A 13,696-nucleotide genomic window follows, 5' to 3' on the forward strand; every position below is an offset into this window, starting at 1 on the left:
TGCGGCGGATCAGCGGGTCGCGGTGACGACGGTCATGCGGTCGGTCCACCAGTACTGGCAGTCCGGAGGCGGAACCAGGCCGTCCACGACCTCCACCGCGAACGAGCTGAAGTACCGCAGCAGACTTCGCTGGTGCCGGCGGCTGAGCGAGTCGCGCTCATTGGTGTAGTACGTGAAGACACCGCCGGGCCGCAGATGAGCCGCTGCCTCGCAGAAGAACGCTTCGGCCACGGTGCTGTCCCTCAGGACGTACTGGTCGAACTCGTCCTCGCTGGTGGGGAACGCGTCCCAGAAGATCCCGTCGAAGTCCCCGAGCTGCGGCAGCACCGTCTGCCAGCTTCCCTGGACGAACTCGATGTCCGACCCGGGCCGCTGCGCAGCCCACTTGCGGGCCTTGGCGAGGACCTCCTCGTTGAATTCGACGATGGTGTGGGACCTGACGTCCTGTTCCTCGATGAAGGAGGCGGAGAGTCCGAGTCCGAAGCCGATCTCCAGGATGTCCCCGCGCGATGCACCGACCCTTTCGGCCATGCGCCGCATGAGAGCTTCCTCCCAGTCCTGCATCACCTGCTGACCCTCGATGATCAGCTGGCCATCGTGGTAATCGGCCTCGCTGTCCTGCCATTCCGCGTTGATCTCGCCGCGCGTCGTGCCGTCCACGAAATCAGGAGCGATGACATCGAGGTGACGCAGCTGCTCGGCCAGCTCGTCCACCGCACGGTGAACGACCCAGCGCTGCTGTTCCGACCGCGGGGCGGCGATGAACGAGCCGCGGTGCAGCCCGAGTTCGATGGTGAAGTCCTTGTAACGGCGCAGCACGGTCATTCCCCCGCTTCTGTGGTGGTCAGGAGCCCTGCCGTCGAGTCCGGTACGGTCACCCGGAGCAGCGCGGCAGCGGCCAACTCGGGTGCGGCGGCGGCCAGAAGGGCCTCCACCCGCAGACGTGTCGAGTCGGCTTCGGTACGCCGCGGCGCACTGATCACGGCGGCGCCACGGACACCGGGGTGCGACTCCAGGACGGCGGCGACCTCACCGGGCTCCACGCGCACACCGCGGATCTTCATCTGGTCGTCGGCACGTCCCCAGAACTCCACTTCGCCTGACGGCCGCATCCGGGCGAGATCTCCCGTCCGGTACAGGCGCGTTCCGGGCAGCGCGTCCGGGAAACGGTTCTCCACGAAGCGCCGCCGGGTCTGTCCCGCGTCGCCCAGATAGCCGGAACCGACGCAGTCGCCGGCCAGGTAGAGCTCACCGACCACATTGCGCGAGACCACCTGACGCCGTGCGTCGAGAACGGCCGCACCGGTGTTGTCGATCGGGAGACCGATCAGCACCCTGCCCTTGTCCGTGCCCCTCACCCGGTGGAACATCGACCCGATGCTCGCCTCGGTCGGCCCGTACAGGTTGTAGAGCCTGGCGGTCAGACCGAGCTCTTCGAAGCGAATGGCCAGGTCACGGCCCAGCTCCTCGCCGCCGACGATCGCGATCCTCAGCGTGGCGAGGGCGGCCGCGGTCGCGGGATCCTTGGCCGCGTGCCGGACCAGGCCGTCGAGCAAGCTCGGCACCATGTCGATGGTGCGCACCTCGTTGTCGGCGATGACCTGGATCAGCTTGTCGGGGGAGGCCTGCAGCCTGGGCCCGGACAGGACGGTCCTGCCACCGCGGGTGAGCGCCCACAAGTACTCCCAGACACAGCTGTCGTACACCGGGGGCGTGGTCTGCAGAACCGACGCGGCAGCCTCGGCCCCGAACTCGCGGTTCATCCACGCGATGCGGTTGGCGACCCCGAGATGGTGGACGATCGCCCCCTTGGGGCGCCCGGTGGAACCCGAGGTGTAGATCGCGTACATCGGGCGGCCGGTGTCGTCGGCGGTTAGCTGCCAGGGCGTCGGCCCGTGCTCCCCGACCGGCTCCGATGGGACCCGTACACAACGCGCCGCACCGGTTCCCGCGAGGTCGTCGGCGTCGTCGGCCACCACGGCGAACGGGCTGCCGATCTCACGGAGGATGTCAGCCGTGCGCTGCGCGGGCCACTCCGGGTCGACAGGCACGAAGGCACGGCCGATGCTGTTGACCGCGATCATCGAGGCGAGCATCGCAATGCCGCCGGGCAGTACGAGTGGTATGAATGCCCCCGCGTCGCCCGCCGCGAGCAGCCGGCCCCGGATGTCGTCGACGAGCCGCATCAGCTGTGCGTACGACAGCGTCCGCGCGCCCGAGACCACCGCAGGCCGCTCCGGCCACACGCGAGCCGCCTCGGCGATCTGGATCGCCAGCGGCGGACGCGGCGCGGCGCCGGTGTCGCGGGAAGGGCCTGCGGCGAGCGCGCGGTCAGCGGGGCGTACGAACGCGAGGTCCTTCACCCGGAGATCGGGATCGGTCACGACCTGCTCGACCAGGGCGAGGAAGGTTTCGACCAGGCGACCCGCCGTCTCCTCGTCGAACCGGTCGGTGGAGTACCAGAGCCTTCCGTCCAGCTGCCCGTCGTTCTCACCGAGGATCAGCGTGAGATCGAGGGTGGACGTACGCGCGGGGATTTCCAGCGGGCGCAGCCGGGCACCGGCAAGCTCCTGTGCGCCGATCCGTTCCTCGTCCATCAGGAACATGGTCTGGAAGACCGGGTTCTGCCCGGGAGCACTGTGCGTGCCGGCGGCGCGCGCGATCTCGTCGAGCGGCAGGGCGCCCGCGGCCTGCGCGGCGAGCGTGCTCTTGCTGAGGCGCTGAACCGCTTCGGAGAACCGCGGATTGTCGTCCAGGGCCGCCCGTACCGGAAGGGTGTTCACGAACAGCCCGATCAGCTGTTCCAGCTCTTCCGATCCGCGATTGGCCGTAGGCACGCCGACGGCCAGGTCGTACTGCCCGGCGTGCCGGGCGAGGAACACGGAGAACAGCGTGAGGAGCGTGTGGAACCGGGTGACGCCTTCCCGCCGGGCGAGCGCGCCGAGCGCGGCCGCCTCCTTGCGCGGGATGGAGAACGCCTTCGCCGCGCCCGCGCCGGTCGGCTGCCGGGACGGCTCACGGTCGGCGGGCAGCGGCAGGGACGCCGGCAGCCCGCGCAGGTATTCCCGCCAGAAGTCACGCTGCTGGTCGGCGTGGCGCCGGAAGTCCTCGCCCGCCTGCCAGGCGCTGAAGTCCAGGTAACGCACGCCGAGCGGCGGCAGTGCGGGGTCGACGCCACGGACAGCTGCGTCGTAGGCACGGGTCAGTTCGTCGACGAACAGTCCGGAGGACCACTCGTCGAACGCCGAGTGGTGGACGACGAAGGCCAGCAACTGCATTCCGTCGTCGCAGTTCAGGACCGCCGCACGAAACACGTCGCCTGTCTCCAGGCTGAAGGGACGCGCGACGAATGCGGCCAGGAATCCGTCGGAGCGCCGCAGTTCCGACTCCACTGATCCCTGGGCGTCGACGATTTCGATACGGATGTCCGCGCTTCGGACGCTCTGTACGAGCCCGCCGCCGTCGAACCGGACGGCCGTGCGCAGCGGCTCATGGCGGGTGACGACGGTTCGCACCGCGGTCTCCAGTGCCGCCGGATCGAGGCCGCCCGCCACTTCGAAGGCGAGCGGCAGGTTGTACGCCGCCGATTGGGGCGCCAGGCGGTGCAGGAACCACATGCGTTCCTGGCCGGGCCAGCACGGTCCTTCGACGGCCGACGTGCTCTCGATGTCCTCGGCGGCCCCGCGGGCGGTGCCGCCGACCTCGGGCACATCGGCATCCGACTCCAGGACCGCCGCGGTCACCGCCGTCACCGTCGGAGCCTCGAAGAACCTGGCGAAGCCCAGTTCCGCACCGAGGCGGCTGCGCAGCCGGGTCAGGAGCTGGGTGACCATCAGGGAGTTGCCGCCCAGATCGAGGAAGCTGTCGTGCGGACCGATGCGCTGCGGGCCCAGCAGCTCCTGCCACAGGCTGGTGACCGCATCGGCGACCGCGCGGTACTCGGGGCTCTCGGCGACCTCGTCCGGCTCGGAAGGGGTGCGGGACACACCCGCGCGAAGCGTGCGGGGGGACTCCCGGCCCGGGACATGGACCATGTACCGCTGCGGGTGGGAAGGGACGGGCAGCCGGTCGGCGATGCTCGTGGTGAGCACACCGACGAGTTCCGCGATCTCGTCGTCGGAGACCGTGGCGAAGATCTCGGCGACCACCCGGTCACGGCCGTCGGGGCCCGGCTCGGCCGTCACGACGGCACGCTCCACACCGGGCACTTCGGCGAGGACCGATTCGACCTCGTGGGGCTGCACGGTGAAGCCCCGGATCTTCAGCCGCCCGTCGATCCGTCCGGCGAAGCGGAAGCTGCCGTCCGTGAGCGCCACCGCACGGTCCCCGGTCGCGTACATCCGGGCACCGGGGACTCCGGCGAACGGGTCGGGCCTGAACCGGGCCGCCGTCCGGCCGGGCTGCCCGACGTAGCCCCGGGCCACGGCGAGCCCGCCGACGTACAGCTCTCCCGGAACTCCCGGGGCCACGGGCCGGAGCTCCTCGTCGAGCACATGGACCAGGACACCGGGCAGAGGCACACCGATGACGCCGACCCCGATGGGGTCACCTGCGGCGACAGGACCGTGGACAAGGGAGGTGATCGCCTGTTCCGTGGATCCGTACATGTTGAAGACGCGGCTGTGGGGCCCGGCGACCGCATGCCACCGTGCGATGTCCGAGGAGTCGACTTCCTCGCTGCCCACCGCTATCACCCGGGCCGTGGGGGGTGGTTCGGGGACGTCGCCGGCCTCGATCGCCGAGAGCCAGGTCGTCCAGAACGAGGTGGGGAGGTCGAGGGCGCTCACGCGGTGCCTGGCGAGAAAGCCGGTGAAGCGTGCCAGGTCGGTTGCGGCGGACGGCTCCATCAGCACCACGGCGGCGCCTGCTGCCCAGGCGGAGAACACCTCCTCCAGCGTGATGTCCACACCGAGCGGAGTGAACTGGAGCACGCGGTCGTCCTCGGTGAGCGCCCACCGGTCGGCCAGGCCTGCACAGTTGTTGAGCAGGGCGGCATGCTCGGTCAGCACTCCCTTCGGCCGGCCGGTCGACCCGGAGGTGAAGACGATGTACGCCAGGTCGCGGCCGCTTCCCGACCAGGCCAGCCGACGGGCCGAAGGCCCGGTCCGTGCGAGCACATTCTCAACGCCGAGAACTCCGTCGAGCCCGGCGGCGGCCGCCACCGCAGCGTGGTCGGCGTCCACGAAGACGCAGCTCATCGCCGCCTCGTCGGCGACCTCCGCGATCCTGGCAGCGGGCCAGGCGGGATCCAGCGGCACATAGGCCGCTCCGCAGCCCAGCACACCGAGAAGCACGGCGAGGAACTGCGGATCGCGGGTCCCGAGGTAGCCGACACGGAGCTCTCCGCTTCGGCGTACCCGTTCCGCGATCGCATCCGCCATCGTCCCCAGCTGCTCGAATGACAACGTCCCGTAGTCGCCTGTGATTGCTGCCGCCCGAGGCCTCGCGGCACGCTGTGCCGTGAACGCCTCGATCACCGATGTCCATCCTGCCGACCCCACCACGGCCGTCTCCTTGGTCATTCGCTCCCCGTCAGTGGTCATTGCTGTCCAGCACCTGGCATGAATCCGTGGTCCAGGCAGGCCAGCAGCGGCGCAGATCCCTGCTCACGGACATGCGCTTGAGCCATCGGTCGCGACCGTCATAAGCGGCACGGAACGGCTTCCGTCCGTGCACGGCACGGAAGTTGTCCACGATCAGTACGTCCCCGGGCTCCAGCACCACCTGCCGGAGTGCGGAATCCACCACCGCGTAGAAGTCCTGCAGGACCTTGGCCACCGTGTCGTCCGTAGGGTCCTCCAGGTAGTAGGGGTCCACACAGACGAACGGCCTGTTCCTCTCGCCGGTCAGCAGGGAGCGTGGCTTGGCCGACTCGGCCGCCCCACCGTGCGACTGGTCGGGGCGCTGCTGGAACCTCTCTTCGAAGAGGAGGTCGAACTTCGCTTCACTGAGGTCCCAGTCCGAGGCGCAGCTGACCGTGGTGGCCGCACGCTGCGGGTTGCGCAGACACATCAGACCGACGTAGTCGGGTCGGTAGGTGTGGAAGGCGTCCTCGGTGTGCCACCAGATCGGCTCCTGACTTGCGAAGTTGATCTGTGCGTTCTCGAACTCCCGCATCGGCAGAACGTCATGGATCACGGACGCGTCCTGCTGGCCGCTCCAGCCGAACAGTTCGCCGAAGAGGGAACCGACCAGGGTGAGCTGGTTCTCGTGCAGCCAGGTGCGGTGCCGCGACGCGCGCTCCCGCCACCGGCCGGGAGTATCCCCGATGGCCTCGTCATCCACCGTCAGCCCGGTCACCCGGGCATAGGCGGTGTCTTCCCGCTGCCGCATGCCTACCAGGGCCTGCCTGAGACGTACCGGCAATTCTTGTGCCAGCACCGGGGCCTGCCGGAAGAAGTCGTGCGCGTGCGCCCCGGCGGCGGGTCCCGCGACACTCGCCGCCAGTTCCGTCAGCAGCCGACGCTCATCATGGTCGAGCGCGAAGTCGAGTCCGGCCGTAGCCTCAGCCATCGGTCACTCCGGCCGCCTCGGTCCTGCGGGCCGACAGCGGGCGCAAGTCCGTCCAGTGCGCCTCGATGTACGCCAGGCACTCCGCTTCGTCGCCGGGGCGTCCCACTGTTGCCCAGCCGAGCGGCACTTCCTGCTCCGCCGGCCAGATGGAGTGCTGCCGTTCGTTGTTCACCACTACGGCGTACTGGCGAGGGGGCGCGGTGGTGGTCGTCTTTTCGCTCATGAATACGTTCTCCTTCCGAGGGGTCGCCTCGTTAATTCGCCGGCCCCAGCAGGTCGTCGAAGAGGGCGTCAAGACGCTGCTCGACCCCCTGTTGTGCTTCGGTCGTCTCCCGGACCGGTGCCGATGGGCCCGCTTGCGCCCGACGCACGCTGTCCGCGAGACCAGCCACGGTCGGCCGCTGATAGAAGTCGCCAAGGGCGAGCCCGACGGAGAACCTCGTCTGCACGGCCCACAGCACCCGTGTCGCCAGGAGGGAATGGCCTCCGAGCGTGAAGAAGTCGTCGTCCCTTCCGACGCTCACGATCCTGAGAAGCCTCGCCACCTCGCCGGCGATTTCCTTCTCCATTGCGTCACGCGGCTCCGCATAGGAGTACTCGCTCCCAAAGGCGCCGAAGTCGGGTTCCGGAAGACGGCGTTGGTCGACCTTTCCGTTGACCGTCAGCGGAAAGCGTTCGAGGAGCACGAACGCCGAGGGGACCATGTAGTCGGGCAGCCGCTGCTGAAGGAAGGAACGCAGCGCTCCCAGGTCGAGAGTCCCTCCGGTGGCAGGCACGACATAGGCCACGAGCCGTCGCTCCGCCGACTGCTCCCCGTCCACCCTGACGAAGGCGGACCTGACTCCCGGGTGGGCGCCCAGATGTGCCTGCACTTCGCCGATCTCGACGCGGAACCCGCGGATCTTGACCTGCCCATCGGCGCGTCCGAGGAACTCCAGGTCGCCGCTCGGCAGATGGCGCGCGATGTCGCCGGTCCTGTACAACCGGGCACCCGGTTCGTCCGCGTACGGATCGGGCACGAAGGCCGCCGCGGTGAGGCCGGGCCGCCCCAGGTACCCGTGCGCAAGCCCGGATCCGCCGATGTACACCTCGCCGCGGGTACCGACCGACGTCGGCCTGCGCTGCGCATCGAGTACGTACACCCGGGCATTGGCGATGGGCCGTCCGACGGGTGCCCAGGCCGGCCACTGCGAAGGGTCGTCGGGCAGCGTGTACGCGGTCGTCACATGAGTCTCCGACGGCCCGTACTCGTTGTGCAACCGCCCATCGGGAAGGGCGGCGAACAGTTCACGCAGGTCATCCGTGACCACCAGTTGCTCGGACCCGGCGATCACCGTGTCCAGCGTGCACGGCAGTTGGCCGCCCGCCCGGCACCCCTCGGCGACCTGCTGCAGAGCCACCGCGGGGATGAACAGCCGCTGCACGCGGCGCCGGTTCAGCAGCGCCGCCAGACCGTGCACATCACGCCGCTCGTCCTCCGTGATCAGGACGAGCGTGCCGCCGGTGGCGAGCGACGTGAAGATCTCCTGGAAGGAGACGTCGAAGCTCAGGGAGGCAAACTGCAACGTCCGGTAACCGGGTTGCCACGGGCCGTACCGGTCCAGCTGCCAGGCCACCAGATTGCTGACCGCGCGGTGTGACATCAGGATTCCCTTGGGCCGGCCCGTCGAGCCCGAGGTGTACGTGATGTAGGCGACGGAATCAGGTCCGGCGCCCGAAGCGCCGGAGATGATCCCGGTATCCGGTTCTGCGGGCACGTCGGCCACGTCGGCCACGTCGATGCACCGGGCTCCGGTGGGCGGAAGCTGTCCCCGCGTCATGCTGTCCACCAGGACGACGGAAGCGCCGGTGTCCTCCAGGAGCAGGGCCACGCGTTCCCTGGGGTGGCTCAGATCCAGCGGTACGTACGCGGCCCCTGCCTTCAGCGTGCCCAGCACGGCTGCCAGCATGGGCACCGAACGCCGGACGGCGATGCCGACATAGGTGCCCGTACCCGCGCCGGCCCTCCGCAGAGCCCGCGCCACGTCGTCCGCATGCCTGTCGAGCTGCGCGTACGAGACATGCTCGTCGCCGAACTCCACTGCGATCGCGTCCGGGGTGCGTTCCACCTGCTTCTCGAACCAGCGATGAACGAGGGACTCAGCGTCGAAGGACTCCGCGGTGTCGTTCCAGGTCTTCAGGACCAGCTCGCGCTCACCCGGGTCGAACAGGTCGTGCTCCGAGAGCGGACGGTCCGGCGCTGCGGCGATTTCCCCGATCAGCCGGGAGAGCTGACGCGCCAGACTGGCGATGGTCCTGCGCTCGAACAGGGCGCTGTCGAATTCCAGCACCAGCCCGGCACCGCCCGGCTGACGGGTGACGAAGAGCGCCAAATCGAACTTGGCCTGGCCTCCATCGAGCTGGAGCTTGGTGCACACGGCTCCTTCGAGGTCCAGCCCGTCCCCGCCCGCGCTATCGGCGGCGAACCAGACCTGGAAGAGCGGATGCCGACCTCCGGCCCGTTCGGGGCGCAGGGCTTCGACGACGGAGTCGAAGGGCACATCGGCCCGTGCGAAGGCCTCGGTCGCCACCGAGCGTGTACGAGCCAGCACGTCCCGAAAGCTCGGGTTGCCGCCAAGGTCCGTACGCAGGGCGAGCGTATTGAGGAAGAAGCCGATGAGCTCATGGGTCTCGGCCGACTCCCGCTGTGCGTAGGGGGTGCCGATCACCAGGTCCGTTTGGCCGGTGGAGCGGTGCAGCAGCGCGGACCAGACGGCGAGCATGACCATGAACGAGGTGCAGCCCTCTGCCCGGCCGAGCACTTCCAGGGCCTCGATATCCGCCTGATCGGCGGCCACGCGCTCTTGAACCGCTGGAGCAGGATCGCGACTCACCACGGCGTTGGCCGGGAGCTCAATGGTGGCCGGAGCCCCTTCGAGTTGCCTCTGCCAGTAGCCCAGCTGCTCGGCGGCCGCACTGTCGCACTCCCGCTCCCGTACGACCCAGTCCAGGTACTGCATCGGCAGTGGCTGAACCTGAGCGGCGTTCCCGGTCGCCGCGGATCGGTACAGGGCAGTGAGATCACGTTCAAGGACGGCCGACGACCAGTCGTCGAAGACGATGTGGTGGACGATCACCGACAGCGTCCACCTGTGGTCGCCGTGCCGGTACAGACGCAGTCTCACCGGAGGCCCGGCCGCCAGGTCGAAGGGGTCGTCGGCATCGGCACGAAGGAGAGAGAGTGCCTCTTCGTCCCGCTCATCGAGCGGAACGGAACCAAGATCCACGATGTCCAGCACAGGTACGTCACCGATGACGACCTGCTCCGGCTCACCGTCGCGGACCCGGAACAGCGTGCGGAGCGCTTCGTGGCGCAGGCAGACCTCGCGCAGACTCCGACCCAGCGCGTCCTCGTCGAGTGCGCCCTCGATCCGCCAGGCCATCGGCACGTTGTACTGGCTGCTTCCGGGATGCAGCCGGTCCAGCATCCAGAGCCGTTGCTGCCCGGGAGCCAGCGGCCCCCCTGACAACCCTCGCCGTGTCACACCACGGGCGGCCCGGGGAATGCGCAACCCACGCTGCGCGATGAGCTCTTCGATCCGGCGCTCAGGGCTGCCGTCATTCGTCGTCATGCCGAAACGGGGCTTCCGTTGGCGACGAGCGCTTCGTCATCGATCGTCATCAGTGGCACGAACTTCCGGCTCGCGATGAACTCCGGCCGCGGATCCGGCACCTCGTTGAGGCGGTTCTCCACACTGTTGTAGCTGACCAGGGCAATGGTTCGGTTACTGGGAGACATGTTCGGCGTGGAGCCGTGCAGCAGATTGCTGTGAAACAGCAGCACCGAACCCGCCTCGCCCTTCGGGGCGACGATCCCCCGGCCACTGGTCGCGTGGGCGAGTGCCTCGACGTTGAGCGAGTACTTCAGTTTCGCCGCCAGCGTTTCGGCCCACCCGGCATCGTCCCGAACCGTCGTTTCATGAACGCCGTCCTCGTGGGATCCCGGCACCACCATGAGCGGCCCGTTGAACTCGTCGACGCGGTCGAGGAAGATCGCCGCGCTCAGCGCGCGAGGGCTTGGCATGCCGTCCTCGTCGCGCCAGAAGCGGTAGTCCTGGTGCCACTCCCATACTTCGCCGACGAGTGCGAGCTTCGCGTTGATCTTGAACTGGTGAACGTAGACGTCGTCACCGAGGAGCCGACGAGCCGGCTCGACGAGCCTCGGCAGCCTCACGAGCGCGCCGAACACCGGGTTGGTCTCGTGGACTCCGTGGACGCCTCGGACCACCCCCGACTCTGCCTCGACGACCCGGTGCGGGCCCGCCTCGCCGAAAACTTCGGGGAGTTCCCCGCGCAGCTTGTCCAACTCCGCTTCGTCGAAGACTTCGGGCAACAGGATGTACCCGTCCTGCTCGAATAGCTGGATCTGCTCTCCGGTCAGCATCTATGAGTCACCGCCCCTTCCCATAAGGCCACCGACAAGCCAGTCCTCGTCAGCATCCCGGTGTCACTATTTACCGTCGGGAGCCCTGCTATCAGTCAGCGGAATTGGTGACTTTACGCAGCCCCTCAGGTGTGAGAAGGCGGGAGTGATCGGTGAGGCGTTGACACCAGGAGCCTGACGCCCCAGGACGGTCGTGGAGGATGACCGCCCAGGCCCTTGTGTGATCGTGCACGCGTGACAGTGCTGCCGCGGGAGCGGGTGCGGGTGTGGGTATGCTCGGCGGATGTCCACGTCACCAGCGGTCAACCTGCCGGCGGAATTGAACCTCGAACTGCGCGAGGGGGAACTGAACGTAGCGGCGCATCGTCGTGCAGCGAACTCGGCATCGGTATGGATTGCGAACGCCGAACAACAGGGGGAAACTGCCTGTCGCCTGGCTTCTGGGATTCTTGACGCGTCGGAGCAACAGAAGGCAGCGGCGATCCGACAGGAACCGAACCGGGTCAGTTACGTCGTGGCCCATGTGGCGCTGCGACTACTGCTCGGCTCCTTCCTGGATATCCCTGCCGCAGCGGTACGATTCACCCGAGAGGACTGCCCGAAATGCGGCAGCCCGCACGGTCGTCCCGCGACAGAGGGAGGCGGTGTTCATTTCTCGCTCTCGCACAGCGGTAGCATTTCCCTGCTTGCACTGGCCGATTCACCCGTGGGCATAGACGTGGAGAAAATACCACAACTGGATACGGCAAGAGAAGTCGGCGCTCGACTGCACCCTGCGGAACAAGCGGAGCTGGCTGCGGCCTCGGACGATGCAAAGCCATTGGTCTTCGCCCGGACCTGGGCGCGCAAAGAGGCCTATCTCAAAGGAATAGGAATAGGCCTCGCTCGCGATTTCTCACTCGACCATGTGGGGGCGGGGCCGGCCCCTGCCTCCGCTCCGCGCGGGTGGCGGCTCCGCGATGTCCCCGTACCTGCGGGCTACGCCGGCGCGGTCGCGGAAAGGCGGCCATCACCGAAGGCCGCATGAGCAAGTGATCACTGGTCAACTACGGCGGCCCCCGCTGCGTTCGTCGGATCCAGGGCTGCTCGCAGAAGCTGGAGATAGACGTCCCGCGGGATTTCGATACCGCCGAGCTGCTTGGTGAAGCCGTGGAGTTCCTGCACATCGGCGAGTACGCAGCCCCGCCGCGCCATCAGGTCGGCCATTGCGGCGATGGCCCCGTGTCCCGCATTCGGCACGGTATGGAAGAGCGTCTCCATGGAAAACCAGCGGCCCATGCCTATACCCAGAGTGCCGCCCACAAGACGGCCATCGAGCCACACTTCTGCACTGTGGGCCGCCCCCGCGATATGAAGTCTCCCATAGAGGTCGATCATTGCGCCATCGATCCACGTTGATTCGCCGACCTTGCGGCCCACGGCACAGGATTTCACTACGTCAGTGAAAGCAGTATTCCACCGCAATTCGAATCCCGCGGATTCCACGGAACGACAAGCCCTCTTGAGATAGCGATCCCATGTGCGGCCCCGTAGATCGATAATGCATCGAGTTTCAGGCCTCTCCCACTTGAGTGGGGCATCCGGCTTGTCAGCCCGCCCGCCGACGTACCAGCCGTTGGCATAATAGGCGAGGGCGTCAGCCACGCCAACCTGCGCACTCAACGTCGCTCCAAGCGGCCTGGAATTTCGCACCCTCGAGGCGACGGATCTCCTGTTTTCCTTACTCGCACGATCCCCCCGTATGATGAGCTCGCCAAGAGGCCGGGCTCCCGACCTTCCTATAATGCCAGGCTATCAGCTTGCCATTTGTGACTCAGGCCTTCGCCAAAGGGCAGTCTCGACCGGCTTGTCCGGTTTCACGGCTTGACGGCTGCTGGTCACCGCGGCGCCCCGGCCAGGGCCAGGGTTCGGCCGCCGCCGACAGGAGTCAACCGGGAGTGAATCAGAACCAGGGCGCGGGACAGTCTTCTGACCATTCCAGATGTACTTGCAGGAGGATCGTTCGATGGCTCCCCCTAACAACCACCCCAGTGACGGCGCGGGTCTGCGCATGTCGCCCGGAGAGCTCGTGGATGCCGAGCGATGGGCTGCGCATGTCGAAACCGCCCGGCGATCAGGCGTCTACATTGCCCATGAGCCCTTGGAAGGCCCGGTGTTCTGCGTCGAGACGCGGAGCAGCAACGGAATGCATCAGGTGGTCAGCATCTCCTCCGGACAGGCGCATCAGGAGCAGAGCTCTGCTCCGGTGCCGTCTGACGAGGCCGAACTCGCGGTGCTGCGTTCCGCGGTCACGGCGGTGCTCGATCTGGCGCGGTACGAGTCCGGCGTCGCTCGCACGGACGTTGTCCTGACGGCTCGGGGCCCGCGGATCAGCGCTCTCCGGCTCGATGCGGCGACGAATCGTGAAGCCGAATGACCCGCTGGCCCAGTCCCTGATCCGCCCTTGGGCGCCGTTCCCGGTGCGATCCCGGCCGGGGTAATACAGCGGGAATCATTCGGGAAGGGTCACGACCAGCATCAGTTGCGTCAAAGCGAGGACCACTCGAAGGGCATGAGCATGGGACGCAAGCTGGCTGGACTCATCGGAATTGTCACCGCTGTGCTGGCCTTCGGCCTCACGGCAACGGTCGAGATGGGTCACTCCCCGGTGCAGCAGGACGTGCGTCATGTTCTTGCCGAAGGTAAGGGTCCGACGGGGGCAGGGTCCTGATCCGGACCTCACCCCTCACACGACTGCGCTCTCCCGGGTTTCCGCCCGGG

The 13,696-nt window shown here is 67.8% G+C and carries 10 protein-coding genes; 2 read left to right on the plus strand and 8 right to left on the minus strand.

The window, feature by feature from the left end; translation table 11 throughout:
• Positions 1-9 precede the first annotated feature (9 nt).
• Genes OG607_RS20605 through OG607_RS20630 form a run of 6 tightly spaced genes read right to left on the minus strand, consistent with a single transcriptional unit; the run spans position 10 to position 10,936 of the window.
• Positions 10-825, minus strand: a complete 816-nt coding sequence (locus tag OG607_RS20605) for a class I SAM-dependent methyltransferase (protein WP_405725229.1) — start codon at positions 823-825, stop codon at positions 10-12.
• Positions 822-5,543 (minus strand): amino acid adenylation domain-containing protein, encoded by a 4,722-nt coding sequence (locus OG607_RS20610; protein ID WP_405725232.1) that lies wholly within the window; start codon positions 5,541-5,543, stop codon positions 822-824. The genes OG607_RS20605 and OG607_RS20610 overlap by 4 nt, the downstream gene beginning before the upstream one ends.
• Positions 5,533-6,513: a guanitoxin biosynthesis L-enduracididine beta-hydroxylase GntD gene (gene gntD, locus OG607_RS20615; RefSeq protein WP_405725235.1), complete on the minus strand. Its 981-nt coding sequence runs from the start codon at positions 6,511-6,513 to the stop codon at positions 5,533-5,535. The genes OG607_RS20610 and gntD overlap by 11 nt, the downstream gene beginning before the upstream one ends.
• Complete coding sequence (locus OG607_RS20620) at positions 6,506-6,736, minus strand: MbtH family protein (protein WP_405725238.1); 231 nt, start codon at positions 6,734-6,736, stop codon at positions 6,506-6,508. Before OG607_RS20620 ends, gntD begins: the two co-directional genes overlap by 8 nt.
• Positions 6,737-6,767: 31 nt before the next feature.
• Positions 6,768-10,124: a non-ribosomal peptide synthetase gene (locus OG607_RS20625; protein ID WP_405725241.1), complete on the minus strand. Its 3,357-nt coding sequence runs from the start codon at positions 10,122-10,124 to the stop codon at positions 6,768-6,770.
• A complete protein-coding gene (locus tag OG607_RS20630) occupies positions 10,121-10,936 on the minus strand; it encodes a phytanoyl-CoA dioxygenase family protein (protein WP_405725244.1) in 816 nt (271 codons plus the stop codon). The genes OG607_RS20625 and OG607_RS20630 overlap by 4 nt, the downstream gene beginning before the upstream one ends.
• Positions 10,937-11,219: 283 nt before the next feature.
• Between OG607_RS20630 and OG607_RS20635 the strand changes: the two genes are divergently transcribed.
• Complete coding sequence (locus OG607_RS20635; RefSeq protein ID WP_405725247.1) at positions 11,220-11,963, plus strand: 4'-phosphopantetheinyl transferase family protein; 744 nt, start codon at positions 11,220-11,222, stop codon at positions 11,961-11,963.
• An 8-nt stretch (positions 11,964-11,971) separates the two neighbouring features.
• Here the strand turns inward: OG607_RS20635 and OG607_RS20640 are convergent, their stop codons facing one another.
• Positions 11,972-12,580 carry a leucyl/phenylalanyl-tRNA--protein transferase gene (locus tag OG607_RS20640; protein ID WP_405725250.1) on the minus strand — a complete coding sequence of 203 codons (609 nt, stop codon included), beginning with the start codon at positions 12,578-12,580 and terminating at the stop codon, positions 11,972-11,974.
• 361 nt (positions 12,581-12,941) lie between these two features.
• Between OG607_RS20640 and OG607_RS20645 the strand changes: the two genes are divergently transcribed.
• Complete coding sequence (locus OG607_RS20645; protein ID WP_405725253.1) at positions 12,942-13,352, plus strand: hypothetical protein; 411 nt, start codon at positions 12,942-12,944, stop codon at positions 13,350-13,352.
• Between the two features lie 75 nt (positions 13,353-13,427).
• Here the strand turns inward: OG607_RS20645 and OG607_RS20650 are convergent, their stop codons facing one another.
• On the minus strand, positions 13,428-13,604 hold the full coding sequence (locus OG607_RS20650; RefSeq protein WP_405725256.1) for a hypothetical protein: 177 nt from the start codon (positions 13,602-13,604) through the stop codon (positions 13,428-13,430).
• Positions 13,605-13,696 lie beyond the last annotated feature (92 nt).

This window comes from Streptomyces sp. NBC_01537 (assembly GCF_045040445.1).
Taxonomy (GTDB): domain Bacteria; phylum Actinomycetota; class Actinomycetes; order Streptomycetales; family Streptomycetaceae; genus Actinacidiphila.

Coding starts and splice junctions, on each gene's coding strand:
- OG607_RS20605 (WP_405725229.1), bottom strand. CDS start 825: ATGACCGTGCTGCGCCGTTACAAGGACTTCACCATCGAACTCGGGCTG.
- OG607_RS20610 (WP_405725232.1), bottom strand. CDS start 5,543: ATGACCACTGACGGGGAGCGAATGACCAAGGAGACGGCCGTGGTGGGG.
- gntD (WP_405725235.1), bottom strand. CDS start 6,513: ATGGCTGAGGCTACGGCCGGACTCGACTTCGCGCTCGACCATGATGAG.
- OG607_RS20620 (WP_405725238.1), bottom strand. CDS start 6,736: ATGAGCGAAAAGACGACCACCACCGCGCCCCCTCGCCAGTACGCCGTA.
- OG607_RS20625 (WP_405725241.1), bottom strand. CDS start 10,124: ATGACGACGAATGACGGCAGCCCTGAGCGCCGGATCGAAGAGCTCATC.
- OG607_RS20630 (WP_405725244.1), bottom strand. CDS start 10,936: ATGCTGACCGGAGAGCAGATCCAGCTATTCGAGCAGGACGGGTACATC.
- OG607_RS20635 (WP_405725247.1), top strand. CDS start 11,220: ATGTCCACGTCACCAGCGGTCAACCTGCCGGCGGAATTGAACCTCGAA.
- OG607_RS20645 (WP_405725253.1), top strand. CDS start 12,942: ATGGCTCCCCCTAACAACCACCCCAGTGACGGCGCGGGTCTGCGCATG.
- OG607_RS20650 (WP_405725256.1), bottom strand. CDS start 13,604: ATGACGCACGTCCTGCTGCACCGGGGAGTGACCCATCTCGACCGTTGC.